22 protein-coding genes and 1 pseudogene are annotated in these 21,887 nt (G+C 70.8%); 12 read left to right on the top strand and 11 right to left on the bottom strand.

Features of this window, described 5'->3' with window-relative positions; genetic code table 11:
* Positions 1-53 precede the first annotated feature (53 nt).
* From QMK28_RS24855 to QMK28_RS24825, 7 genes are all read left to right on the top strand, one after another.
* On the top strand, positions 54-1,322 hold the full coding sequence (locus QMK28_RS24855) for an aspartate aminotransferase family protein (protein ID WP_326441731.1): 1,269 nt from the start codon (positions 54-56) through the stop codon (positions 1,320-1,322).
* Positions 1,319-2,323, top strand: coding sequence for an inositol monophosphatase family protein (locus QMK28_RS24850; protein ID WP_326441729.1), 1,005 nt, complete (start codon positions 1,319-1,321; stop codon positions 2,321-2,323). Before QMK28_RS24855 ends, QMK28_RS24850 begins: the two co-directional genes overlap by 4 nt.
* Positions 2,283-3,245, top strand: a complete 963-nt coding sequence (locus QMK28_RS24845; RefSeq protein ID WP_326441727.1) for a diiron oxygenase — start codon at positions 2,283-2,285, stop codon at positions 3,243-3,245. Before QMK28_RS24850 ends, QMK28_RS24845 begins: the two co-directional genes overlap by 41 nt.
* Positions 3,246-3,390: 145 nt before the next feature.
* Positions 3,391-4,275, top strand: coding sequence for a hypothetical protein (locus QMK28_RS24840; protein ID WP_326441725.1), 885 nt, complete (start codon positions 3,391-3,393; stop codon positions 4,273-4,275).
* Positions 4,272-5,318, top strand: a complete 1,047-nt coding sequence (locus tag QMK28_RS24835; protein ID WP_326441724.1) for an NAD(P)H-dependent flavin oxidoreductase — start codon at positions 4,272-4,274, stop codon at positions 5,316-5,318. Before QMK28_RS24840 ends, QMK28_RS24835 begins: the two co-directional genes overlap by 4 nt.
* Positions 5,311-5,547 carry an acyl carrier protein gene (locus QMK28_RS24830; protein WP_326441723.1) on the top strand — a complete coding sequence of 79 codons (237 nt, stop codon included), beginning with the start codon at positions 5,311-5,313 and terminating at the stop codon, positions 5,545-5,547. Before QMK28_RS24835 ends, QMK28_RS24830 begins: the two co-directional genes overlap by 8 nt.
* On the top strand, positions 5,544-6,032 hold the full coding sequence (locus QMK28_RS24825; RefSeq protein WP_326441721.1) for an MOSC domain-containing protein: 489 nt from the start codon (positions 5,544-5,546) through the stop codon (positions 6,030-6,032). Before QMK28_RS24830 ends, QMK28_RS24825 begins: the two co-directional genes overlap by 4 nt.
* A 6-nt stretch (positions 6,033-6,038) precedes the next feature.
* Here QMK28_RS24825 and QMK28_RS24820 read toward each other — a convergent pair whose 3' ends face one another.
* The 3 genes from QMK28_RS24820 to QMK28_RS24810 are packed head-to-tail and all read right to left on the bottom strand — an operon-like array spanning position 6,039 to position 8,619.
* The gene (locus QMK28_RS24820) at positions 6,039-7,220 is read right to left on the bottom strand and encodes an oxygenase MpaB family protein (RefSeq protein ID WP_326441719.1); all 1,182 of its coding nucleotides are present in this window, start codon (positions 7,218-7,220) and stop codon (positions 6,039-6,041) included.
* A 34-nt stretch (positions 7,221-7,254) separates the two neighbouring features.
* A complete protein-coding gene (locus QMK28_RS24815; protein WP_326441717.1) occupies positions 7,255-8,310 on the bottom strand; it encodes a polyprenyl synthetase family protein in 1,056 nt (351 codons plus the stop codon).
* 3 nt (positions 8,311-8,313) lie between these two features.
* Complete coding sequence (locus QMK28_RS24810) at positions 8,314-8,619, bottom strand: polyprenyl synthetase (protein ID WP_326441716.1); 306 nt, start codon at positions 8,617-8,619, stop codon at positions 8,314-8,316.
* A gap of 436 nt (positions 8,620-9,055) precedes the next feature.
* Between QMK28_RS24810 and QMK28_RS24805 the strand changes: the two genes are divergently transcribed.
* Positions 9,056-9,421, top strand: coding sequence for an SH3 domain-containing protein (locus QMK28_RS24805; protein WP_326441715.1), 366 nt, complete (start codon positions 9,056-9,058; stop codon positions 9,419-9,421).
* 161 nt (positions 9,422-9,582) lie between these two features.
* Here the strand turns inward: QMK28_RS24805 and QMK28_RS24800 are convergent, their stop codons facing one another.
* Positions 9,583-10,062 (bottom strand): VOC family protein, encoded by a 480-nt coding sequence (locus tag QMK28_RS24800; protein ID WP_326441713.1) that lies wholly within the window; start codon positions 10,060-10,062, stop codon positions 9,583-9,585.
* Positions 10,063-10,174: 112 nt separating this feature from the next.
* The gene (locus tag QMK28_RS24795; RefSeq protein ID WP_443050813.1) at positions 10,175-11,023 is read right to left on the bottom strand and encodes an EamA family transporter; all 849 of its coding nucleotides are present in this window, start codon (positions 11,021-11,023) and stop codon (positions 10,175-10,177) included.
* A gap of 171 nt (positions 11,024-11,194) precedes the next feature.
* Here QMK28_RS24795 and QMK28_RS24790 point away from each other — a divergent pair, with 171 nt between their 5' ends.
* Positions 11,195-12,052, top strand: coding sequence for a LysR family transcriptional regulator (locus QMK28_RS24790; protein ID WP_326441709.1), 858 nt, complete (start codon positions 11,195-11,197; stop codon positions 12,050-12,052).
* A gap of 39 nt (positions 12,053-12,091) precedes the next feature.
* On the opposite strand, the gene QMK28_RS24785 is transcribed toward QMK28_RS24790, so the two are convergent.
* Complete coding sequence (locus QMK28_RS24785; protein WP_443050812.1) at positions 12,092-12,811, bottom strand: MFS transporter; 720 nt, start codon at positions 12,809-12,811, stop codon at positions 12,092-12,094.
* A 183-nt stretch (positions 12,812-12,994) separates the two neighbouring features.
* Positions 12,995-13,518, bottom strand: a pseudogene (locus QMK28_RS24780) (hypothetical protein).
* A 59-nt stretch (positions 13,519-13,577) separates the two neighbouring features.
* On the opposite strand from QMK28_RS24780, the gene QMK28_RS24775 reads away from it, so the two are divergent.
* Complete coding sequence (locus QMK28_RS24775; RefSeq protein ID WP_326441707.1) at positions 13,578-14,777, top strand: MFS transporter; 1,200 nt, start codon at positions 13,578-13,580, stop codon at positions 14,775-14,777.
* A gap of 35 nt (positions 14,778-14,812) precedes the next feature.
* On the opposite strand, the gene QMK28_RS24770 is transcribed toward QMK28_RS24775, so the two are convergent.
* From QMK28_RS24770 to QMK28_RS24755, 4 genes are all read right to left on the bottom strand, one after another.
* Entirely contained in the window at positions 14,813-16,003 is a 1,191-nt protein-coding gene (locus QMK28_RS24770) for a L,D-transpeptidase (protein WP_326441705.1), read from the bottom strand.
* Between the two features lie 230 nt (positions 16,004-16,233).
* Entirely contained in the window at positions 16,234-17,391 is a 1,158-nt protein-coding gene (griH, locus tag QMK28_RS24765) for a 3-amino-4-hydroxybenzoic acid synthase (protein WP_326441703.1), read from the bottom strand.
* A 68-nt stretch (positions 17,392-17,459) separates the two neighbouring features.
* On the bottom strand, positions 17,460-18,251 hold the full coding sequence (locus QMK28_RS24760; RefSeq protein ID WP_326441701.1) for a 2-amino-3,7-dideoxy-D-threo-hept-6-ulosonate synthase: 792 nt from the start codon (positions 18,249-18,251) through the stop codon (positions 17,460-17,462).
* A 330-nt stretch (positions 18,252-18,581) separates the two neighbouring features.
* A complete protein-coding gene (locus tag QMK28_RS24755) occupies positions 18,582-19,640 on the bottom strand; it encodes a helix-turn-helix transcriptional regulator (protein WP_326441767.1) in 1,059 nt (352 codons plus the stop codon).
* Positions 19,641-19,950: 310 nt separating this feature from the next.
* Here QMK28_RS24755 and QMK28_RS24750 point away from each other — a divergent pair, with 310 nt between their 5' ends.
* Both QMK28_RS24750 and QMK28_RS24745 read left to right on the top strand, forming a co-directional pair.
* Complete coding sequence (locus QMK28_RS24750) at positions 19,951-20,682, top strand: NADPH-dependent F420 reductase (RefSeq protein ID WP_326441699.1); 732 nt, start codon at positions 19,951-19,953, stop codon at positions 20,680-20,682.
* Positions 20,683-20,816: 134 nt separating this feature from the next.
* A complete protein-coding gene (locus tag QMK28_RS24745; protein WP_326441697.1) occupies positions 20,817-21,806 on the top strand; it encodes an AfsR/SARP family transcriptional regulator in 990 nt (329 codons plus the stop codon).
* Positions 21,807-21,887: the final 81 nt, after the last annotated feature.

Raw genomic sequence — 21,887 nt, 5'->3', positions numbered from 1 at the left:
GGCCGACATCCCCACCGGCAAGTCGTCGCGTCGCTCACCGCCCAGGAGCGCACTTGAGGGATTCCGCGCGCATCCAAGACCTGATCTACTACCCCGTCAGTGAATACCGGATGGATCACGGGGAGGGGGTCTATCTGTACGACGTCGACGGCCAGCAGTACATCGACTGCGCGTCGGGAACCTTCAACCTCAGCCTCGGATACGAGCATCCCGAAGTGGTGAAGGCCATCAGGGAACAGGCGGAACAGCTCATTCACGTCACCTCGACATTCCAGACGGATACCGTGAACGCCCTGGTGACCCGCCTGGCCGAAATCTCTCCGGCGAATCTGACCAAGGTCCACCTGAAAGTCTCCGGCGGCTCCACAGCCAATGAGGGCGCCGTGAAAATGGCGCAGTTCCACACCGGCCGGCGCGATGTGATCAGCCTGTTCCGCAGCCACCACGGCAATACGATGCTGACGACCGGCATGTCCGGAGAGGCATTTCGCCGGGCGCCGTTCCCGATGCAGCCGGCCGGGCTGGTGCACGTCCCCGACCCGTACTGTCTGCGCTGCTTCTACAAGCAGCACCCGGACACCTGCGGCCTGTTGTGCGTGGAGCGGATCAACGACTTCATCGACCACGCCAGTTCCGGCAGCGTCGCGTGTCTCATCGTGGAACCGGTGTCCGGGAGCGGCGGCAACGTCGTGGCCCCCGACGGCTATCTCGCCGCCCTGCGCGGCCTCTGCGACGAGCGGGACATCGTGCTCATCTTCGACGAGGTGCAGACCGGGATCGGCCGGGTGGGACGGATGTTCGCCGCCGAGCACTTCGGCGTGAGCCCCGACATCATCACCACGGCCAAGGGCCTCGGCGGATCGGGCGCGCAGGTGGCGGCGATCCTCGCCGACGACCGGCTGTCCGGCATGGGCGGTGAATACCACTCGTTCACCTACGGGGCGAACGTGCTCGCCGCGGCGGCGGCCGTCGCGACGCTCGACGTCATCGGCCAGCGCGGGTTCCTGGAGCACGTACGCGAGGTGGGCGCCTACATCAAGCTGCGGCTGGAGGAACTGGCGACCCGTCACCGCGGCATCGGCGAAGTCCGCGGCCTCGGCCTGATGATCGGCATCGAGATCGTCGATCCGCACGGCGCCCCCGACACGGGCCGCGCCCTGGCCCTCGCGCGCCTCGCCATGGACCACGGGCTCATTCTGCGGACCTCGCGCTACGGACGCGGGAACGTCGTGAAGATCCGCCCGCCGCTCGTCATCACCCGGGCCGAGGCCGACCTGCTGTGCGACCGGCTCGACGCCCTGTTCACCGCGGAGGCGGCATGAAGGAGCAGTCGAACGAGCACATGAGGGAGTATTTGCTGGGGCTCGCCTCGCTCGTCAGGGACCGGGTCGCCAGGATGCCGTCGAGGAGCGAGGGCCGGCGGGTGCGCGGCCACTCGCCGGGCGGAGACGCCCAGTTCGGCCTGGACGACGTGGCCGAGGCCGCCGTCTGGGAGTACATCACCGCGCACGACCTGCCGGTGACCGTCCTCTCGGAGGACCACGGGCCGCGGAGCCACGGCCGCTCGCCCGAGCATCTGCTGATCGTCGACCCCATCGACGGCACCCGTCCGGCGGCAGCCGGCCTGGAGACGGCCTGCGTCTCCGTCGCGGCAGCCCGCCCGACGGCCCGCCCGACCCTCGCCGACGTCGAACACGCGCTGCTCATGGAGTTGAAGAGCGGCGCGTATCTGTACGCGGACCAGGACACGGACGGCATCTCGGCCGGCGGCTTCCCGTACGCGCTGCCCGCGCTCAACCCCACCACGGACCTGACCCGGATGTTCTGGTCCATCGAGTTCAACGGCCATCCCGCCCGCCTGATGACCGACGCGTACGGGCACCTCATCGACGCCTCGGCGAACACCGGCGGCGTATTCGTCCTCAGCAGCGCCACCTACTCCATATCCCGCCTGATCACCGGGCAGTTCGACGCCTACGTCGACATCGGCAACCGGCTGCTGCGCGACAACCCCGACCTGCTCCCGGAGTTCCAGCGGGCCGGAAACGGGCGGGTGCTGCACCTGTTCCCGTACGACATCGCCGCCGCCGTCTTCCTCGCGGAGAAGGCGGCGGTCACCATCACCGACGCCTATGGCAATTCGCTCGGCGGAACCGCCCTGACGGATCTCAGCGTCGCCAACCAGCGCTCCTGCGTGGCCGCCTGCACTCCGGAACTCCACAGCGCCCTGCTGGAATCCATCCGCTGGACCCCCGCACCGGCGAAGGGAAGGGAGGCGGGCGATGGACATCGCTCCGACACCGGGCCGCACCGAGTTCCTTGAGCTGCTGGACCGGCTCTCGCAGCGGGCCACGGACTCGTACTACAACCCCTTCACGACCTTCGACTGGCCCGAGACGATCCCGGAGACGGCCTACTGGATGTCCCCGGAGCTGATGACCGTCCACGGCACGGAGCTGACGGACGCACTGTCCCGGGAGCAACTGCTCGCGCTCAGCCGCTGGGAGAGCGTCAACTTCTACAGCCTGAACGTGCACGGCATCCGCGAGCTGCTCATCGAGGTCACGCAGCGCATTCACACGCCGGGCTTCGAGGTGCCGTCCGAGTTCTTCCACCACTTCATCGGCGAGGAGAACGACCACATGTGGTTCTTCGCCACCTTCTGCCGCAAGTACGGCGGCAAGGTCTACGCCGACAAGAAGCTCAAGACCTCGGAGCCGCGGGACGCGCGGATGGCCAACTTCCTGGTCTTCGCCCGCATCCTGGTCTTCGAGCAGATCGTCGACCACTACAACACGCACCTGGCCGACGACGACCGGCTGCACCCCACGATCCGTCACATCAACCGGCTGCACCACCAGGACGAGTCGCGGCACATCGCCTTCGGCCGCCGCCTCGTCCAGCTCCTCTGGGACGAGGTGCTGCGCTCCGGGATCAGCGAGGAGGAGCGGCGGGCCGCCGGCGACTACCTCGACCGGTACATCTCCGGCTGCGTGGCCTCGCTCTACAACCCGCGGGCGTACGCCGACGCGGGCATCCCCGACGGATTCGCCCTGCGGCAGCGGCTGCTCGCCCACCCGGCCCGGCGCGCGGCGCACGCCAAGGTCCTCCGCAAGACCACCGACTTCCTCACCGGGATCGGAGTGTTCACCCGCGCTGACCCCGCCCTGACCCGCCACAGTCTCCTGACCCCGTCACGACCTCCTGACCCGCCACAGTCTCCTGACCCCGTCACGACCTCCTGACCCGCCACAGTCTCCTGACCCCGTCACGACCTCCTGACCCGCCACAGTCTCCTGCCCCCGTCACGACCTCCTGACCCGCCACGACTCCCTGACCCCGCCACCACCGCCCGATCGCCCCGACCCCGGTACCCCGATGGGAGCGCGCATGCCGCCCACCTCCTCGATGTCCCCGCAGCCCGGCCGCGCCCAGGCGGCGGGCTGGTCCGCGCGGGACGGGCTCGCCGTGCTCGGCGGCCCCGCGACCCGGCTGCTGCGGGCGCTCGACGACGTCTTCACCGGGTGGGGAACGGCCGCGGGCGCCGAGGAGCTGACCTTCCCGCCGCTACTGCGCGCGGCCGACCTGGCCGGCCTGGACTACTTCCGGAACTTCCCCCATCTGGGCACGGTCGTGACCAGAATCCGGCCCGAGCGGCACGCCGCGTACTGCACCGCGCGGACCGTCGCCACGATCCCGGCGCGGGATGTCACCGACACGGAGCATGTGCTGCCCTCGGCGGCCTGCTACGCGGGCTTCCTGCACCTGGCGGGCTCGGCGGTCGACGCCGGGCCGGTGCTGCTGACCACGGCCGCCCGCTGCTTCCGCAACGAGGAGCGCTACGACGGACTGCGGCGGCTGTGGGGGTTCACCATGCGGGAGATCGTCTGCATCGGGTCCGCGGACGACGTACGCCGCCATCTGGCGCTCCAGCACGAAGCCCTCACCGCCTTCGCCGGCGGACTCGGCCTCGTACTGGGGCGGCAGCCCGCCACCGACCCCTTCTTCGAGCGGGACGGATCGCGGGCCTTCACCCAGTTGCTCGCACCGGTGAAGGAGGAGTACGTACACGCCGACGGCACCGCGGTGGCGTCCATGAACAACCACCGCAACTTCTTCGGCGAGCGCTGCGGCATCAGCCTCCGGGACCGGCCCGCGTTCACCGGCTGCGTCGCCTTCGGCCTGGAGCGCTGGGTGCACGCGCTCGGTGAGCTCTTCGACGGCGATCTCGCCACCGCGCGGACCGCCGTTCTCCGGGCCGGGGCCGCACAGTGAACCCGGCTCTCGGGGCCCTCGGGCTGACCCTGCCGCTGTTGCAGGCCGGCATGGGCGGGGTGGCCGGGCCGAAGCTGTGCGCCGCCGTGTCCGAGGCCGGCGCGGGGGGCACGCTGGCGCTGTACCGGGAGCCCCCGGACCGCGTCGCCCGGCTCGTACGTAACACCGCGGCCGCGACCGCCCGCCCGTTCGGCGTCAACGTGATCCCCGAGGTGACCGGCCCCGTCGCTTGCCGCGCCCAGGTGCGGGCGGCCCTGGAACACCTGCCCGCGCACGGCTTCGTGACCTTCTTCGGCCTGCCCGCCCCCGATCTTCTGCGGGAGGTCACCCGGTCCGGCCACCGCACGGTGGTGCAAGTCGGCAGCTCGTCCCAAGCGGACGGCGCCCTGGAGTACGGGGCGGACGTCCTGGTGCTCCAGGGCGAGGAGGCCGGTGGCCATCTGTTGGGCACCGCCCCCGGGCTGAGCCTGCTGAGCGACGTACGAGCCCGGTACCCGCGCGCCGTCCTGGTGCTGGCGGGCGGTATCGCCACCGGCGCCGACCTGGCCCACGCGCTCGCCCGGGGAGCGGACGGCGCGCTGGCCGGCACCCTGTTCGTACCGGCCCGGGAATCCGACGCGCACCCGGCCTACAAACGCCGGGTCGCCGCCGCCACCGCCCACGACACCGTCGTCACCTCCCTGTTCGACATCGGCTGGCCGGGCCGGCCGCACCGCGTGCTGCGCAACCCGCTCACCGGACCTACGGGTGCGGCCGACCGCCGGCCCGCCTATTTCATCGCCACGACCGAGGCGCGGGGCCGCAGTTTCCCCATCCCTCGGTACAGCGCGGTGGCCCCGTCGGCGGGCACCCGGGGCCGGGTCATGGAGATGGCCATGTACTGCGGCCGCTCGTGCGACCGGGTCTTCGACACCGGACCGGTCGGGGCCGTACTCGACCGCTTCCGGCAGGAGTACGCGGCGGCGGTCGCCCAGGAGTACGTGGAGGCCGCAGCGGCGGCGCGCGCACCGTCACCGAGCGAAGGGGGCACCCGCCATGGATGACGCACTCCGACCCGTGATCGACTGGCTGCACGCCAGGAACCCGGAGCTGGACGACATCCCCCGCGACCTCGATCTCATCGACAACCGGCTCATCGACTCGCTGGGTTTCATGGAGTTCATCCTGCTGCTGGAGGACCTCATCGGCCGCGAACTGCCGCTGGAGACACTCACCGTGGACCGGTTCCGCACGCTCGACGCCATCGACGACAATTTCGTGCGGCAGCGGTGACCGTCGGCGTCCTCTCCTCCATCCACCTCGCGCCCACGGCGGGCGCGCGGATGGTCGCCGTCGACTCGGCGCGCGCGGTCGGCGCGCGGGGGCTGGAGGGCGACCGCTACTTCACCTCCGGTCCGGGCCCCCGCCCCCGGTTCAGCGGTGTCGGGCGCGCGTCCGGCAGCTGCGACATCACTTTGATCGAAGCCGAGGCGCTGGAAGCGCTGGCCCTGGACACCGGCGTCGCGCTCCTCCCCGGCGAGGCCCGCCGCAACCTGGTCTGCCGCGGCGTCCGGCTCGGCCCGCTGGTCGGGCGCGAGTTCCGGGTGGGCGCGGTGACGCTGCGCGGCATCGCCCGGAGCGAACCCTGCCTGCATCTGGAGCAGTTGACGCGTCCGGGCGTGCTGCGCGGCCTCATCCACCGGGGCGGACTGCGCGCCGAGATCGTCACCGACGGGCTCATCCGCGTTGCCGACCCCGTCTCGACGGCGTCGGGCTGACGCCTGTCAGCGGCCCTCCCTGACGGTCGGCTCCTCCGACAGCGGGGGAGGGGTCCACCGGTCGGTGCGTGACGCGCTGGAGGCGACGCCGTATTCGCTCTTGAGCTGCTCGGGGATGGCGTACTGCATGACACGGCCGCGGGTGAGGGAACTGAGCTCCAGGTTGGTGGTCAGCCCACCGAGGCGGTCCAGCGCCCACGCGGCCAGCGGGGAGTTGTCCTCCAGGCGTTCGAGGACGCCCAGCAGCACGGGGGCGGCCTTGATGGCGGAGTCCCAGGGCGAGCGGGGCACCTCCAGCCAGTCGGCGGCCGTATCGCCGATGAGGTAGCGGATCAGGGCGGAGACCACCGGGTCGAACACGGTGCCCGGGACGACCTCTTCGTAGAGGTCGATCAACTGGCGGGTCAGCTTGACGCCGTCCTCGGAGGGGCCCATGTGCCGGGTCATGTACAGGTCGGAGAACTGGCGTGCGCTCTCCAGGTCGGCCGGCATGTGAGCGAGGTCGATGCCGAGCATCGCCCCGACCACCCGCCAGGCGTAGAAGTACGACCGCGCGCCGTCGGCCGACATATGGACGCCGAGCCGGTGCAGGGCGTCCAGGACCTGTATGGAGAACATCATCTGGCCGCCGATCATGTCCTCCAGGCAGATCGGCACCCCCAGCTTCGGCACGTCCCAGCGGTCCTCGCGGCGCAGGTGGTGGCGGATGGAGGCGTGCAGCAGCCGGACCTTCTGCGCGGCCGGGATGAAGCGGCTGCCGGCTTCGAAGGCGTCGGGGCGCATCAGATAGACGGTGAACTGGCCGGTCTCGGCCATCCGCCGGGAGGGGTACGCGAGGGAGTGGGTGGAGCTGAGGAGCTTGGCGACGTGCGGGACGACGTAGCAGGCGGGCATCGCCGCGAAGGACAGCGCGGTGGAGATGTGCACATTGTTGTCGATGAAGAACAGCCGGGCTTTCTCCATCTCGCCCCAGTCCACCCAGGACGGCGGCGCGCTGGTGGCGTGTAAGTACTCGCGGGCCACCTCGGGCAGCCCGTCCGGCAGGTCCTGGCCGGCCTGGGAGAACCAGCGCATGAGCGTGTTGAACTTGCCGACCTCGCCCCGCTCGAAGAGGGTGGCCACCGTCGCGTCGGCGAGTTCGTCGCCCACCTGTCGCAGAGCTTCCATGGACTGGGGCGTGTAGGGCACGGTCGTTTCTCCTCGTGTCGTCATGCTTGTGTCGTCATGACTGGCGGGCGACGGCTGAGCCCACCAGACGGGTGAGCGCCGCGGTGGCGGGGGCGGGCAGGGCGGCCCGGTCGATCGCCGCGCCGGCGGCTCGCACCCGTTCGGCGATCAGCGCCTCGATCCGCTCGACGGCTCCGGTGCGCCGCATGATGTCCCGTACTTGCTCAAGGCCCTCCTGACCCAGGGTGCGGCGGCCGAGCAGGCCGCGCAGGACCTTGCGTTCGGCCGCGGTGGCGGCGGCCCAGGTCGTGGCCAGCAGCGCGGTGGGCTTGTGACCGACGAGGTCGTCGACGTTCGACTTCCCCGTCGTCAGGGGGTCGCCGAAGACCCCGAGCAGGTCGTCGCGGAGCTGAAACGCCTCGCCCAGCGGCAGCCCATAGGCGCTGAACGTCTCGATCAGAGCCGCGCGCCCGCCGCCCAGCCTGCCGCCGATGTGCAGCGGGTGCTCCACGGTGTACTTGGCCGTCTTGTAGCGGATGACCTGAAGCGAGCTGTCGGCCCGCGGCCGGGCTCTGGTGCGCAGGATCTCCAGGGCCTCACCCGCCACCAGCTCACGGGCCAGCGTCGCCCACATCGGGCGCGCCCGGCCCAGGTACGCCGCGGGCAGGCCGCACGAGGTGAACAGCTGCCCGGCCCAGGACATCAGCAGGTCCCCGGCCAGCATGGCCAGCGCCCTGCCCCCGGCCTCGCGGCCGGTACGGCCCGCGAGGGGCTCCCGCAGTGCGATGTGGGCGGTGGCGGCTCCGCGCCGTACGGGGCTGTCGTCGATGATGTCGTCATGGACGACAGCGGCGGCGTGAACCAGCTCCATCGCGGCGGCGGCCCTGACCATCTCGTCGCAGTCCGGCTGCCCCGTCGCCCGCCAGCCCCAGTAGCAGAAGGCGGCCCGCAGCCGCTTGCCCTCCACCGTGACCGTGCGCAACTGCTCGGCCAGCGGTGCCAACTGCTCGTCGATGGCGACCAGATGCAGGATCTCCTGGTCCACGAAAGCCTTCAGTTCCCCGTCGACCCGGGCCTTGAAGGCAGCGGCCTCGTGCCGGTCCTCATTCATCGTTCATCGCGATGCATCGCGCGCACCGAGACGGGCGGCGGCGCGCTGCGCCAGTAACTCAAGATGAGGTTCGGGCACGGACGCGTACCGCTCGACCGCCAGCCGGCCGCGCACCTTCAGGTCGTCCTCCCCGTCCTGAGCCAACTCGGCGAGGTCCGATCGCCCCAGCGCTCCCCGTAGGCCACGCAGGACCGACCCCGCGCCGCTGAGCGCGAGATCGGCCAGCCCGGCGGCCAGATAGACCGCCTCCGTCCCAAGGTCACTCCCCGACCTGCGGTCACTCCCCGAACCACTCTTACCGACAGACATGTGCGGGCCCCTCCCCGATCGGCACCGGCCCGCGCATACGGCCGATGGCCCGAAACCATGCGGACTCCTAGTCTCACAACTCCCGCCGTTCAGCAGGGGATACCGGACCTCATGATCACCTGATCGAGTGATCAATCGAGAGGTATCGATCCGGCGGACCCGCATACCTGTTACGCCCGCGCGAGCGCCCTGGCCACTCAGCCCGTGGACGACTCCTCCAGGTTCGCCACGGTGCCGCGGTGGGGAGCGCCGCGCGCCCGGAGAACTGACGTTCTCCGCTCCGACCTGCTGTGACACCCGCGAACGCAAGCTGCCGAACCCGCTCGTGGGCCTTCCGGGTGATACGGCGGTATGGCATCTCGGCGCGGGCGGGAGGCGCGCTGATAGTGAGGTGGAGCAAGGAGATCACCGCCTTGCCACCCAGTGAGGAGATCCCGTGTCGAGAAACGTAAAGACGGTTGTCGCCCTGACCGCCGGTGCACTCGCCCTGAGTCTGATGGGGGTCGCCCCGGCGGTCTCCGCCGAGCAGCCCGCGCATTCGCAGCCCGCAGCGCAGGCTGCGGCATGGGGCAACAACGGTCACGTGGTGTCCCGTATCTCGCTCAACATCCGCAGCAAGCCCACCACCCACTCGCCCGTGGTGGGCAGCCTCCGCAGTGGCTCGTACATCAAGCTCCGCTGCAAGGTCAACGGCCAGAACATCAACGGCAACCGCATCTGGTACGAGCTGAGCCACAAGCTCGGCTGGGTCCCGGCCCGCTACGTGAAGAACCTGCGGCACATCCACTGGTGCGCACACTGATCACCGCGACGAGTACGGGAGCCGGATCCGGTCAGTGGCACCGGCCGAGCTGAGCGTCACCTGATCCGAGCCGAGGGCCCGTACCGCCCGCGGCCGGGCTCCCGGGCAGGGCTGCCGCCCGTCCGGGAGCTCACGGCTGTGCTGACCGCCGCGTGGGCTGGCTATTCGCCGGCGTGTGCCTTCCGGAGTGCGGCGATGTCGAACTTGGTCATCGAGAGCATCGCCTCGGTGGCCCGTTGTGCTTTCTCCGGGTCCGGGTCGCTGATCATGTCGATGAGCACGCTGGGGATGACCTGCCAGGACACTCCGTAGACGTCCTTGAGCCAGCCGCAGGCGACCTCCTGGCCCCCGGCGGAGAGCTTGTCCCAGTAGTAGTCCACCTCGTCCTGGCCGGCGCAGTGGATCTGGAAGGAAACGGCTTCGTTGAAGGTGAACTGCGGTCCGCCGTTCAGGGCGACGAACTTCTGGCCGTTGACTTCGAACTCGACGGCCAGAACGCTGCCGGCCGGGCCCGGACCAGCCTCGGTGTAGCGGCCGACCGCTCCGATCCTGGAGTTCTTGAAGATCGAGGCGTAGTGGTTCGCCGCCTCCTCAGCCTGTCCGTCGAACCACAGGCATGTGGTGAATCCGTCGGTGGTCATCGGTACCTCCCTCGTGCGTGAGGTGTTTCCTCAATTTTCACCCGTACAGACCGCTCCCGCGCTGCGAACTCATCGGTCGGCGGAGCTTCTCTTCTCCGCTCGGCGGGTGCCTTCAGAGCTGTGGCCGGCGCGGGCTGTCCCGCTGTTCCGCCGTCCCGCGGCCGGCGGTCAGGACGCTGGCGGTGTTGGCGGCCACGATCGCCGCGATGGCGAGCCATTCGACCGGCTGGAGGGACTGGTCCAGGATGAGCAGGCCCACCAGGGCCGCCAGTACGGGGTTGACGCTCATGAAGACCCCGAAGAAGCGGGCCGGGACCCGGCGCAGCGCGAGCAGGTCGGCGAGGAACGGAACCGCCGAGGAGAGGACGCCGGCGGCGGCCGCGTAGCCGAGCGCCCCCGCGGTCGGCGGGTGCCGGAGGAGGACCGTGATGCCGACCGGGATATAGAACAGAGCGGACAGCCCGGCCGCCGCGGCCGATCCCTGCGCGCCCGGCAGCCGTTGGCCGACGGTGCGGTTGAGCAGGATGTACGAGGCCCAGCAGACGGCGGCCAGCAGGGCGAGGGCGATGCCCGGGTAGTCCGTGGCCGGCTGCGGCCGGGTCAAGGCGACGACGGCGGCCCCGGCGATCAGCGCGCAGATCAGGTCGACCGCCCGCCGGGAGGCGGCCAGCGCCACGGCCAGCGGCCCGAGGAACTCCAGCGTCACCGCCAGACCGAGGCCGATACGGTCGATCGCGGTGTACAGCGACAGGTTCATCGTGGCGAAGACCACCGCCAGCGACAGCACCGGCCACCACTGCCGCCAGGTGAACGAGCGCAGCCGCGGACGGCCGACGGCCATCAGCACGATCCCGGCCACCCATTGCCGTACGGCCACCACCCCGGCCGGCCCGATCACCGGAAAGGCCAGCGCGGCGGTGGCCGCACCGACCTGGTTGGACAGCCCGCTGCCGAACATCATCGCCAGACCGGTGTGGCGGCCCGGAGAACGGCCCGGGGCGGCGGCGACTTCGGACCGCCGCTCGCGTACGGACGGATTCACTCGCGTGCAGACGGATTCATGCGACGGAGCATGCGCGGCGCCGCACGCATGCTCACAATGCATACGTGCGCTCATCTATACGCTGAGGTTATGAATATGGAGCTGCGTCATCTGCGCTGCCTGGTCGCGATCGTCGACACCGGCAGCTTCACCGACGCCGCGATCGAACTGGGCGTCTCGCAGGCGGCGGCCTCCCGCACGCTGGGCGCGTTCGAGGAAGTCCTCGGCGTCCGGCTGCTGCATCGCACGAGCCGGAACGTCACCCCCACCACCGCGGGCGTGCAGGTGCTGGCCCGCGCCAGACACCTGCTGGCCGAAGCCGACGACCTGGTGGCCGAAGCGACCACCGGCCACACCCGGCTGCGCATCGGCCACGCCTGGTCGGCGATGGGCCGCCACACCCCGGAATTCCAGCGCCGCTGGGCCACCCTGTACCCGGACATCGAGCTGCACCTGATCCGTACGAACTCCGCCACCGGCGGCCTGGCCGAGGGCATCTGCGATCTCGCCGTGGTGCGCGCCGCCTTCGACGAACGCCGCTTCGCCGGCGCCGTAGTCGGCCACGAGCGCCGCTACTGCGTCCTGGCCGCCGACGACCCCTGGGCCAGACGCCGCTCGATCCGGCTGGACGAGGTCCGCGAACGGACCCTGCTCATCGACCGGCGCACCGGAACCACCACAGTCGATCTCTGGCCGGACGGCCCCCGCCCCGCGGTCGAGTACACCCAGGACATCGACGACTGGCTCGCCGTCATCGCCTCCAGCCGCAGCGTCGGCATCACCCCCGAGAGCACCGTCACCCAGTACCGGCGCGACGGCATCGTCTCCCGGCCGCTGCGCGACGCCGCCCCCATCCCGGTGCGGCTCATCTGGCGACGCCATGACCCCCACCCGGCGACGCACGCGGCTGTCGCGCTGCTGACGGATCTGTACGGGCGGCGACGGTGAGCGGCCGTACGGGCTCGGCCTGCCGGGGCGGCGATCGGGCTACACCGCTAGAACCTCCTCGCGACGACGCGCCGGAGCGCGCCGCATCGCCAGCACCGGACCGATGACGGCGAGCGCGAGGATCATCAGCAGCGCACTCACCCACACCGGCGAACGAAAGCCGAATCCCGCGCCGATCGCGAGACCGCCGGCCCACGGACCGATCGTGGCACCCACGTTGAACGCCGCTGTGGCGAACCCACCGGCCAGCGTCGGCGCATCGGCCGCCAGTTGGAGGACCCGCGAGATCAACGCCGGTCCGGTGCCGAACGCGAGCATCCCCTGGACGAAGACGAGCACGATCGCGGCCACCGGATTCCCGGCGGTCAGCGCGAGCGCGGTCCAGCCGAGGGCGAGCGAGACCATGCCGGTCGCCAGGAGCGTGACCGGCCGCGCATCGGCGATCCGGCCACCGACGGTGACACCGACGAACGCGCCCACCCCGAAGAGCGCGAGCATACCGGGCACCCAACCGGGTCCGAACCCGGTGACGTTGGTGACGAGCAGCGCGAGGTAGGTGAACGTACAGAACGTCGCGCCCTGCACCAGCGCCATCGTCAGCAAGGTCAACGAGAGCTCGCGGCCGGCCAGCACACGCAGTTCCCCGCGTGCGCTCGTGCCGGTGGAGTCCGGACGATCGCCCGGAATCGCCCGCGCGATCGCGATGACGGCCGGCACCGAAACGACGGCCACCGCCCAGAACGACAGCGGGTCAGCCACCGGTCGACCGGTGGTTAGCGTCTGCTCGCCTTGGGGCTGTTCATGATCGTGAGGCTGACAGCCATGGTCGCAGCGACTCCACTAATTTTCCGCCGCCCGGGCCGCCGACAGCATGTTGCACAGCGACATCGTTGCTCGGCCAGGCCGCGAGCCCCCCGGGCGACCGACCCGCCGGACGAGCCCTCAGCCGCCGCCCTGCGCCCGCACCAGGACCTCCCCGGCGTCCGTCCGGAAATAGAGCACGGACCGCCCCGCGCGCCGGCGCCGGACCAGCCGGGCGTCGAGCAGGACCTTGAGGTGGCGGCCCACCGATCCCAGCCCCTGGCCGGTCAGGGCGACGAGCTGCGTCGTGCTCTTCGGGGCGTCGAGGACACTTCCAGGTCCGCGCGGGCGGCCTCAGCCGGTGTCTCGCGGATCCGCGCCAGCTCCTGCCGGAACTCCGGCTCGCCCTCGCCCATCGGTGTGGGGGTCAGGAAGGTCGCGTTCCAGCTGCGCCCCAGGCCGGTCCGTACGAGCAGCGCGGCGACCGGGTCGGCGGCCAGCCGCTCGCGGTAGGCGGGCCGGTGGGCGTCGAGCCACCCGCGCTCGCCCGGGTGCGCGGCCGTGCCCCGCTCCAGGGTCTTCAGGCTCGCGGTGGCCTCGGCCAGCGGGGAGACGACGAACCGGCTGCCCGCGAGGGTGTCCGCGTTGACCAGCCACCAGCCCATCGTTTCGCCTCCCCGCGAAACAGTAACGCCCGGCCGGCGGGGGCACTGAGACTCCGGCCATGCGCACCTATCAAGAGCTCTTCCGTACACCGGAGTTCACCCCGCTCTTCCTGACCGCCTCCGCACAGGTGGCCGCCCAGACGGTGAGCGGCCTGGCCCTGGGCACGCTGATCTACGTGGCGACCGGCTCGCCGCTGCTCTCCGCCCTCGCCATGTTCGGCCCCTCGCTGGCCCAGGTGCTCGGCGCGACGACGCTGCTCTCGGCCGCCGACCGGCTGCCGCCGCGCGCCGCGCTGACCGGCATGACGCTGCTCTTCGCCCTCGGTACCGCGGCCCAGGCCGTCCCGGGGCTGCCCGTGTGGGCCTCCTTCGCCGTCCTCCTGGGCCTCGGGGTGATCGGCTCGCTGGGCGGCGGAGTGCGCTACGGACTGCTCAACGAGATCCTCGCGCGGGATGGCTATCCACTCGGCCGCTCCGCGTTCAACATGTCCGGCGGCATTCTGCAGATCTGCGGGTTCGCGGTCGGCGGCGTACTCGTGACGACCCTGTCACCGCGCGGCGCGCTGCTGACCGGCGCGGCCCTGTACCTCGTGGCCGCGGCCGTCGCCCGCTTCGGGCTCAGCAGCCGGCCGCCGCGGGCCACCGGGCGGCCGTCGGTCACCGACACCTGGCGGAACAACGCGCGGCTCTGGTCCTCCGGGCCGCGCCGCCACGTCTACCTCGCCCTCTGGGTGCCCAACGGGCTGATCGTCGGCTGCGAGTCCCTGTACGTGCCCTACGCGCCCCGGCACTCGGGGCTGCTCTTCGCCTTCGCCGCACTCGGCATGCTGACCGGGGACACCCTGACCGGCCGGTTCGTCCCCCGGCGGTGGAGAGAGCGGCTCGGCGTCCCGCTGTGCCTGCTGCTCGCCGCCCCGTATCTGATCTTCGCGCTGCGCCCGACGCCGCCCCTCGCGGTGGCCGCCGTCGTACTCGCCTCGACCGGCTTCTCGGCGAGCCTGCTGCTCCAGGAGCGGCTGATGGCCCTGACGCCGGAGGAGCTGAGCGGGCACGCCCTGGGGCTGCACGCCTCGGGCATGCTCACGATGCAGGGCGTGGGCGCCGCTCTCGCGGGGGCGGTCGCCCAGTGCACCTCGCCCGCGACGGCGATGGCCGTGATGGCGGCGCTCTCCCTCGCGGTCACTCTGACGCTGGCCCCCGGGCTGCACACCAGCCCCCGGGCTTCGGTCCGACCGCGGCGGACCGCCCGGGTCCGGTGACGTCCGGACCGATGACGTCCGGACCGGAGGCTGGCTCAGCTCAGGGCGCTCTTGGTCTGCCACTCGGACCAGGAGAGGTTCCACTCGCCGTAGCCGTTGTTGATCGCCTGGGTGCCCTTGGCATCGTTGCCGGTGACCTCGAACGGGTCGCCGACCCGCACCTGGTCGTAGATCCCCTTGGCGTCGGCGTCGCTCATGCCGATGCAGCCGGAGCTCTTGTTGGCGCTGCCGAAGTAGCCGGCGTTCCAGGGCGCGGCGTGCGCGTACATCCCGGACCAGGTCAGCCGCATCGAGTCGTCGACCATCTTGTCGTAGGAGTCGCCCAGGCCCACGGTCTCGGAGCGCATGTTGATCGTGCCCTCCTTGGCCATCAGCACGGTCTTGCCGCGCCAGGACGCCTTCTCGCCGCCGGGGGTGCCGGCCGACATCGGGACGTCCTTGATCTGCTTGCCGTCCCGCAGCAGCTTCAGCCGGTGCTGGTCGAGGTCGATCTTGACGATCTGGTTCTCGCCGACGGTGAAGCCGGTCGCGTAGTCGCGGACGAACCAGCCGCCGGCCGTGCCCGAGTCGACGCCGTTGAGGTCCGCCTTCAGGGTGACCTTGGTGTTCGGCTTCCAGTACTCCTTGGGACGCCAGTCGACCCTGTCCTTGCCCGACCAGTCCTGCATCCAGCCCCAGGAGCCCTCCGTCTTGTCGGAGGTGCTGACCTTGAGGTGCTTCTCGACCTCGGCCCTGTTCTTCACCGGGTGGTCGAAGACGACCGACAGCGGCTGGCCGATGCCCACCGTGCTGTCCTTGCCCGGCACCAGGGCCAGCTTGTTGACCTTGTCGGGAGCGGCTGTGCCGAAGCCGGCGGTGGCGCTCCCGCCGTCCGTGTCCTTCGCCTCGACGCGGTACCGGGTGCCGGGCGCGGCCTTACGGGCGGACGTCCAGGTCCTGCCGTTCGCGGAGATCTTCCCGTCGAGCCGGGCGCCCTTGGCGTCGGTGGCCGTGACCTGCTTGAGCTTGCCGTCGGCGAGGGTCACCCGCACCGGCTGACCCGCCTCGGCCTGCTTGCCCGAGAGGTTCACCGAGATCGCGGTCCGCTGCTTCCCGTCACCCGGCCCGTCGCCCGGGGCGGCACTGCCGGAGCACGCGGTGAGCGCCGCGGCGAGGACCGCGCCGCCGGCTATCGCGGTGTTACGGGCAGGGCGGCGGAACTGGCTGCGCGGGCGTGTGCTGCTCAACGGGAAAACCTCCGGTGGGATCTCTGTCGCGTTTAGAGAGTCCCGGCCGGGGCGAGGGGTTGCGGTGGAACCGGGAATTCCCGGCGATTGCGGTGTGACAAGAAACGCAGGGTAAGGGGTGTTTCGTCCCCGGGGAGGGGGCCGTGGGGGGGGGGGGGGGGGGGGGGCCCGGGCGCCACGGCGGTGAGACGTCCGGTCGGCCGGTGCGGGGCCGGCGGAGTCGGTCCGGCCTACTTCTCCAGGCAGAACTCGTTGATCGGGTAGCCGACGTGCCGGTCCTCGGTGGGCAGGTAGCCCAGCACGATGTCGCCCGGCTTCAACTCGGTGCTGTTGAGGACGACGCCGCCGGGGCCGAGCACCCGCACGTGCCAGTCGTCCTGCAGGATCAGATTGACGCTCTGGCCGTTGGGCGCCACCGCGTCGATGGAGATCAGCGGGCGGGACTCGATCTTGACCCGGCCGACGGTGACGACCCGGGTCTGGCCCTTGACGTCGACGGCGGTGACCTTGCTGCCGGCCTTCAGCTCGCTCAGGTAGTTGGTGCGCTCGCCCTTCGACAGCGTGTAGGAGTGGATGGCGCCCGCGTTCACCCGGAACGGGCGGGTCGGCATGTACGGCAGCGGGTGCGTCTCGCTGACGCACAGGATCATGCCCTTGGAGTGCGAGCCGACGAGGATGCCCTCGTCCTCCCGGAAGTGCGTGCAGGTGTCGACGCAGGCCCGCTCGCCCATGCCGATGTGGGTGGTCTCGACGATCGTCAGCTCGGTCAGGTTGAGGTTCGGGGACTCGGTTTCGGCCGAGTTCTTGAGCGCGGCCGCGTCGCCGACCTTCGCCGGGGCCATCATCACGCCGTCCGAGCCGAGCTCCAGCACGCCGAAGATGATCTCGGCCTCCTCGGCGTCCTGCGCGATGGTGATCATGCTGCCGGTGGCCTTGGCCGCCGCCGCGATCACGATCTCCAGCGGGATCTTGGTGGGGTCCCGGAAGAGCAACAGGCTCCACTTCTCGGTACGGGCCGACTGGCAGGCGTCCTCCAGCGTGTCGGCGTCGATGATCTCGACGAACCGGCCGAACTCCACCTCGGGGTGCCGCAGCGCCAGTTCGGCGGGTTCGCCGTGCACGGCGGGGTCGACGATGACGACGTCGGCGCTGCCGAAGTCCTCCGGCAGCGGCCTGCCCTGCGGGAAGAGCACCTTCTGCACGGTCGGCGGAAGCTGCTCGAACTCGGCGGGATCGTCGGCGACGACTCCGTCCAGCCGGTAGTGCAGCGCCTCCTGGACGATGGCGGCCTTGGCTTCGTGGGGCTTGCGGATGTCGAGCCAGCTGAGCTTCACGGAGTACTCCTCATGGGGTTCTGTTCCAGGCGGAACAGCGGAACAGACGAGCAAGTGAACACGCGGAACGAGGCGGACAGTTGGAAGGTGGAGAGGGGGAACCGGGCGGCGCCAGGCGGGGGTCAGCGCACGTCGGCGGGGAAGTCGCCGTGGATGAGATCCGCGAGCTTGGACGCCAACGCGCCCGGATCGGGGGCCTGGAAGACGTTGCGGCCCATCGCCACGCCCGCCGCGCCGCCGCGCAGCGCGTCCTCGACGTAGGTCAGCACCTCGCCCTCGTCGTCGTTGCGCGGGCCGCCGAGGACGATGACCGGTACGGACGCGGCGCTGGTGACATCGGCCATCGCGGACACCGAACCGACGTAGGGCGCTTTGACCAGGTCGGCGCCGAGGTCGGCGGCGAGCGTCACCGCGTGCGCCACCAGGTCGGGGTCCGCGGGATTCGTGATCTTGGGGCCGCGGAGGTACATCATGGCCAGCAGCGGAACGTTCCAGCGGTCGCAGGCGTCCGCCACCGCCGCCATGTCGGAGATCTGCTGCTTCTCCTCGCGGGAACCGAGGTTGACGTGCACGCTGACCGCGTCGGCGCCGAGCCGCAGGCTCTCCTCGACACTGGCGACCAGGTACTTGTCGTTGGGGTCGGCGGCGTGGATCGTGCTCGCACTGAGATGCACGATCAGCGAGGTACGGGTGAACCATTCGGCCTCGACATGGCGCAGGCTCCCCTTGTGCAGCACCACCGCGTCCACACCATTGAAGGCGAGTCGGCCGACGAGTCGGTTGACGCGATTGCCGCCGGTTACCGGGCCGTCGGTGACCGAATGGTCGAGGGGCACGATGAAGAGCCGGTCCGGCGCGTGGCGGTGCAGACGTTTCAGTCGAACCTGGCGGGCGAATGAGGTATTGAGCGCCATGAGGCCCTCTCCTTCGGTCACATCAGAATTGGTGAGCCGACGTAGTGATCCGCGCACGTCGCGCGCACGTCAGGAGCATCGGAGAGGCCGGTGGCCGTTCCCCGGTAATCCGCCGGCCGTTACCCGTCGGCGAGTGCGCTGCTCCACTGCCGGCGAACTTCGCAGTCCCCCGGCCCCGCGGATCCATTAGGACAATCATGGAGCGGTCGAGTATTGATCTGTTTTCGGAGGGATATCACTGAGCGTTGTCGCCGGCCGTACGGCCGGAAATGCCTGAGCGCCCGCCGGATTCCGGCGGGCGCTCAGGGTCATCCATGATTCAACGAGTCGTCAGTTGTCCACGACTCTGACGATTCTCCGTTCGGCCAGCGGCGCGTAGTGCTCGGTGAAGAGTCTGCCGACGAGTTCGCCCCGGCTGGAGACCCCCACCTTTTCGAAGACCGCCTTGATGTGGTCCCGCACGGTGTGCGGGGACAGGAAAAGCTGCTTCGCGATCTCGCCGGTGGGCAGCCCCCGTGCGACGTACTGGGTGATCTCCAGCTCCCGGTCGGACAGTTCGTAGGCCTCGGCGATCAGCGGCACGATCTCCGAAGCCTTCGCCGGCTCGATGACGACCGCGGAGGCGCCGAGCGCGCCACCCGCCTCGCGCAGGCAGGACGCGTGGCAGACCAGCCAGCGGCCGGCCCGGGTCCGGGTGCGGACCCGGGCGGTGCCGCGCCCTCGGTCCTGAGCGATCGCGCGGGCCTGGGTGGCCGTGCTGTGGATCCAGGCCGGCACCCTGACCCCCAGGGCGGTGGCCGTGGACGGGCCGTCCGGCAGGTCTTCGAGATACTGCCGGGCGTCGTCGTTGACGGAGATCAGCGTGCCCCGCGCGTCGAACAGCAGGAGCCCCGGGCCGTGTTCGGCGGACGTCGGGGGGTCGGTCAGTGATTCCGGGACCGGCTGGGCGAACGAGCGCAGCCGCTTGGCCAGCGGAGTGACCAGGCCCTCGACGAGCCTGGCGTCCGCCGGGTCGAACGCGCTGCGGCCCTTCGACCGGAACAGGCTGATGTGGCCGCGCGGCCGGCCGCCGACGCGCAGCACGGCCCGCAGCTCGTCGTCCAGCCCGCGGGGCCGCATGAAGTCGTGGTAGAGCATGCTGCGGGTCGGCAGGCCCCCGGTGCTCTCCCGCAGACTGGCGACAGGCACCTCGGCGCGCGCCAGATCGCGGAACAGGTTCACCTCCTCGGTGAACAGCTCGCAGCCCCAATAGACCGCGCAGCCTTCGTCATCGAGGTTCTCCGCCCGGATCGGCGCGGTCATCAGCCCGGTGACCGGGTCGGTCGCGCGCCAGACGGCGGCGTCGTACGGGATCAGCCGGCGCAGGTAGCGCGACGCCTCAGCGAACATCGTGAGTGCGTCAGGCGCCCGCGCGGCGCGGTCGAGCAACTCGTCGCGGCCGGACAGGATCTGGGAACCGATGGGCTTGCTCACCCGGCGATCCTCCTGTTTACGGGCCGGATGCGCCATCCCTCAATTGAGGGGGTCCGCGGCGCGACCCGCTCGGACGGCGCCGCGCACCCGGCGCGCTTCCCGCCCGCACCCCCAATTTGCGGGATTGCTTCCCATCGTCGGCCGGTCGAGGCTCGCGGAGCACCGACCGCGCAGCGGGTCCGTACGCGGGGACCGCAGGCGGACCTCGTGGACCAGGAGAAGCCGGATGAACCACAGCATCATCGGGGCCGGAGCGATGGGCCGGGCCGTCGCCCGGCGACTGGCCCTCGCCGGCGAGACCGTCCTGCTGGCCGACCGGGACCACGGGGCCGCGTGGCGGGTGGCCGCCGAGGTGAGCGACGGCGCGGCTGGACTGGTGGTTCCGGCGGATGTGGCGACGGCACTGGTGGCCGACCTGATCGTGCTCGCCCTGCCGCACCGCGAGTCGCTGCTGCTGGCCGCTGTGGAACACCGTCGGCTGGCGGGGAAGGTCGTCGTGGACGTCGCCAACCCGGCGGACGGGTCCGGCGCGGGGGCGGGCGGGCCGGGCGGAGCGCGTACGCCCATGGCAGCGGGCATGCCCGCGGTAATGGGCGCGCCCATGGCAACGGTTGCGCCCCTGGCAACGCGTACGCCCACGGCGGTCAGCGCGGCGGAACTGCTGGCCGCGGCGATCCCGGAGGCATCCGTGGTCAAGGCGTTCAACACGACGGGCGCGTCCGTCCTCTACGCCGGAGAGCTGGACGGAGTGCTGCTCGACGTGTTCGTGGCCTCGGACGACGAGGACGCCAAGTTGGCGGTCATCGAACTGGTCAACCGGGCGGGCCTGCGCGGGTTCGACATGGGGCGGCTGGCCAACGCCCGCGGACTGGAGCAACTGGCCTCGCTCTCGGACGAATTGCAGGACCGGCTGGGCCTGAACCACTGCGCCGGATTCAAGTTCCTGCCGTGCTGGTGACAGCGCCAGGGACGGCTGAGAATCGCGCCGGGCCCGACACAAGCCGCGGGGATGTAGTGAGATAGCAGGGGGCGCGACCAGTGAACGGTGCGATCTTGATCATGGTCATGCATCGTGCCGAGGGGGGATTACCCATGTCAGAAGACTTCCGTTTCCGAATACTCGGGCCACTGACCGTGGAGTTCGCCGGGGAGAACATCCGCTTGGGCGGGCCGCGGCAACAAGCACTGCTCGCCATCCTGCTGCTGGAGTCGAATCATGTAGTGGCCATCGAGCGGCTGGTCGACGCCATCTGGAACGATTCGCCACCGGCCTCGGCCAAGAACCAGGTCCGCATCTGCGTCTCCGGCCTGCGGCGGCTGTTCGCCGACAAGCGGCCGGGAACCGTCATCGAGACATACGGCTCCGGCTACCGCATCCTGGTCCCCCGCGGGGCGCTGGATCTCAGCGAGTTCGAGGAACTCACCTTCTTCGGCCGGGCGGCCGCCGACGCCGGATCCACCCGGGAAGCGGTGGATGTGCTGCGCCAGGCCCTCGGACTGTGGCGTGGCCTGATCGGCTCCGGCCTGGACAGCCGGCTCGCGGAGTCGCTGGCCACGAAGTTCCACGAGGAACGGCTGGCCGCCCTGGAGGACTGCTACGACCTGGAGCTGGCCCTCGGCCGGCACCGGAAGCTCGTCGGGGAACTGGCCTGCCTCGTCGCCGAGCACCCCTTCCGGGAGAAGACCTGCGGCCAGCTCATGCTGGCGCTGTCCCGGTCGGGGCGGAAGGTCGAGGCGCTCGAACTCTTCCGTACCACCCGCAAGAAGCTGTCCGAGGAGCTGGGTCTTGAGCCCGGCGAGAGCCTGCGCGAGCTGGAGTACTCCATCCTCAACAGCGACTCCGGCCCCGGTGAGCCGCTGTCCGCGCCGGATCAGGACCGGCCGGCCCCACAGCGCCGGGTCATCTCGGCCCGCCTCGGGCACACCCCGCCGCCGCAGCCCGAACACCGCAGGACCGAGGACCGCAGGACCGAGGACCGGCTGGACAGGCTGGAGCGCGAGAACGCGCGGCTGCGCGCGGAGCACGCCGCCTTCAAGCGCGCCATGGACAGCTGGATGAAGCCCTGGGAAGCCGACGCCTGACGCACGGCAGCCGGCGCCGCGCCCCCGCCCGGGGCGCGGCGCCGGCGGACTCCCCTCAAACAGGGGATTGGGTGTGCCCCC

The sequence above is a fragment of the Streptomyces sp. H27-D2 genome, assembly GCF_035828615.1.
In the GTDB taxonomy this organism is placed as follows: Bacteria; Actinomycetota; Actinomycetes; order Streptomycetales; family Streptomycetaceae; genus Streptomyces.
The sequence above is the reverse complement of the archived record's forward strand: the minus strand, read 5'-3'. Positions and strand labels throughout refer to the sequence as shown.

What these genes read in the sequence shown, in the direction of transcription:
- QMK28_RS24850 (WP_326441729.1), top strand. Translation starts at nt 1,319, where the DNA reads ATGAAGGAGCAGTCGAACGAGCACATGAGGGAGTATTTGCTGGGGCTC.
- QMK28_RS24845 (WP_326441727.1), top strand. Translation starts at nt 2,283, where the DNA reads ATGGACATCGCTCCGACACCGGGCCGCACCGAGTTCCTTGAGCTGCTG.
- QMK28_RS24840 (WP_326441725.1), top strand. Translation starts at nt 3,391, where the DNA reads ATGCCGCCCACCTCCTCGATGTCCCCGCAGCCCGGCCGCGCCCAGGCG.
- QMK28_RS24830 (WP_326441723.1), top strand. Translation starts at nt 5,311, where the DNA reads ATGGATGACGCACTCCGACCCGTGATCGACTGGCTGCACGCCAGGAAC.
- QMK28_RS24815 (WP_326441717.1), bottom strand. Translation starts at nt 8,310, where the DNA reads ATGAATGAGGACCGGCACGAGGCCGCTGCCTTCAAGGCCCGGGTCGAC.
- QMK28_RS24810 (WP_326441716.1), bottom strand. Translation starts at nt 8,619, where the DNA reads ATGTCTGTCGGTAAGAGTGGTTCGGGGAGTGACCGCAGGTCGGGGAGT.
- QMK28_RS24800 (WP_326441713.1), bottom strand. Translation starts at nt 10,062, where the DNA reads ATGACCACCGACGGATTCACCACATGCCTGTGGTTCGACGGACAGGCT.
- QMK28_RS24795 (WP_443050813.1), bottom strand. Translation starts at nt 11,023, where the DNA reads ATGATGTTCGGCAGCGGGCTGTCCAACCAGGTCGGTGCGGCCACCGCC.
- QMK28_RS24790 (WP_326441709.1), top strand. Translation starts at nt 11,195, where the DNA reads ATGAATATGGAGCTGCGTCATCTGCGCTGCCTGGTCGCGATCGTCGAC.
- QMK28_RS24775 (WP_326441707.1), top strand. Translation starts at nt 13,578, where the DNA reads ATGCGCACCTATCAAGAGCTCTTCCGTACACCGGAGTTCACCCCGCTC.
- QMK28_RS24760 (WP_326441701.1), bottom strand. Translation starts at nt 18,251, where the DNA reads ATGGCGCTCAATACCTCATTCGCCCGCCAGGTTCGACTGAAACGTCTG.
- QMK28_RS24755 (WP_326441767.1), bottom strand. Translation starts at nt 19,640, where the DNA reads ATGTTCGCTGAGGCGTCGCGCTACCTGCGCCGGCTGATCCCGTACGAC.
- QMK28_RS24750 (WP_326441699.1), top strand. Translation starts at nt 19,951, where the DNA reads ATGAACCACAGCATCATCGGGGCCGGAGCGATGGGCCGGGCCGTCGCC.
- QMK28_RS24745 (WP_326441697.1), top strand. Translation starts at nt 20,817, where the DNA reads ATGTCAGAAGACTTCCGTTTCCGAATACTCGGGCCACTGACCGTGGAG.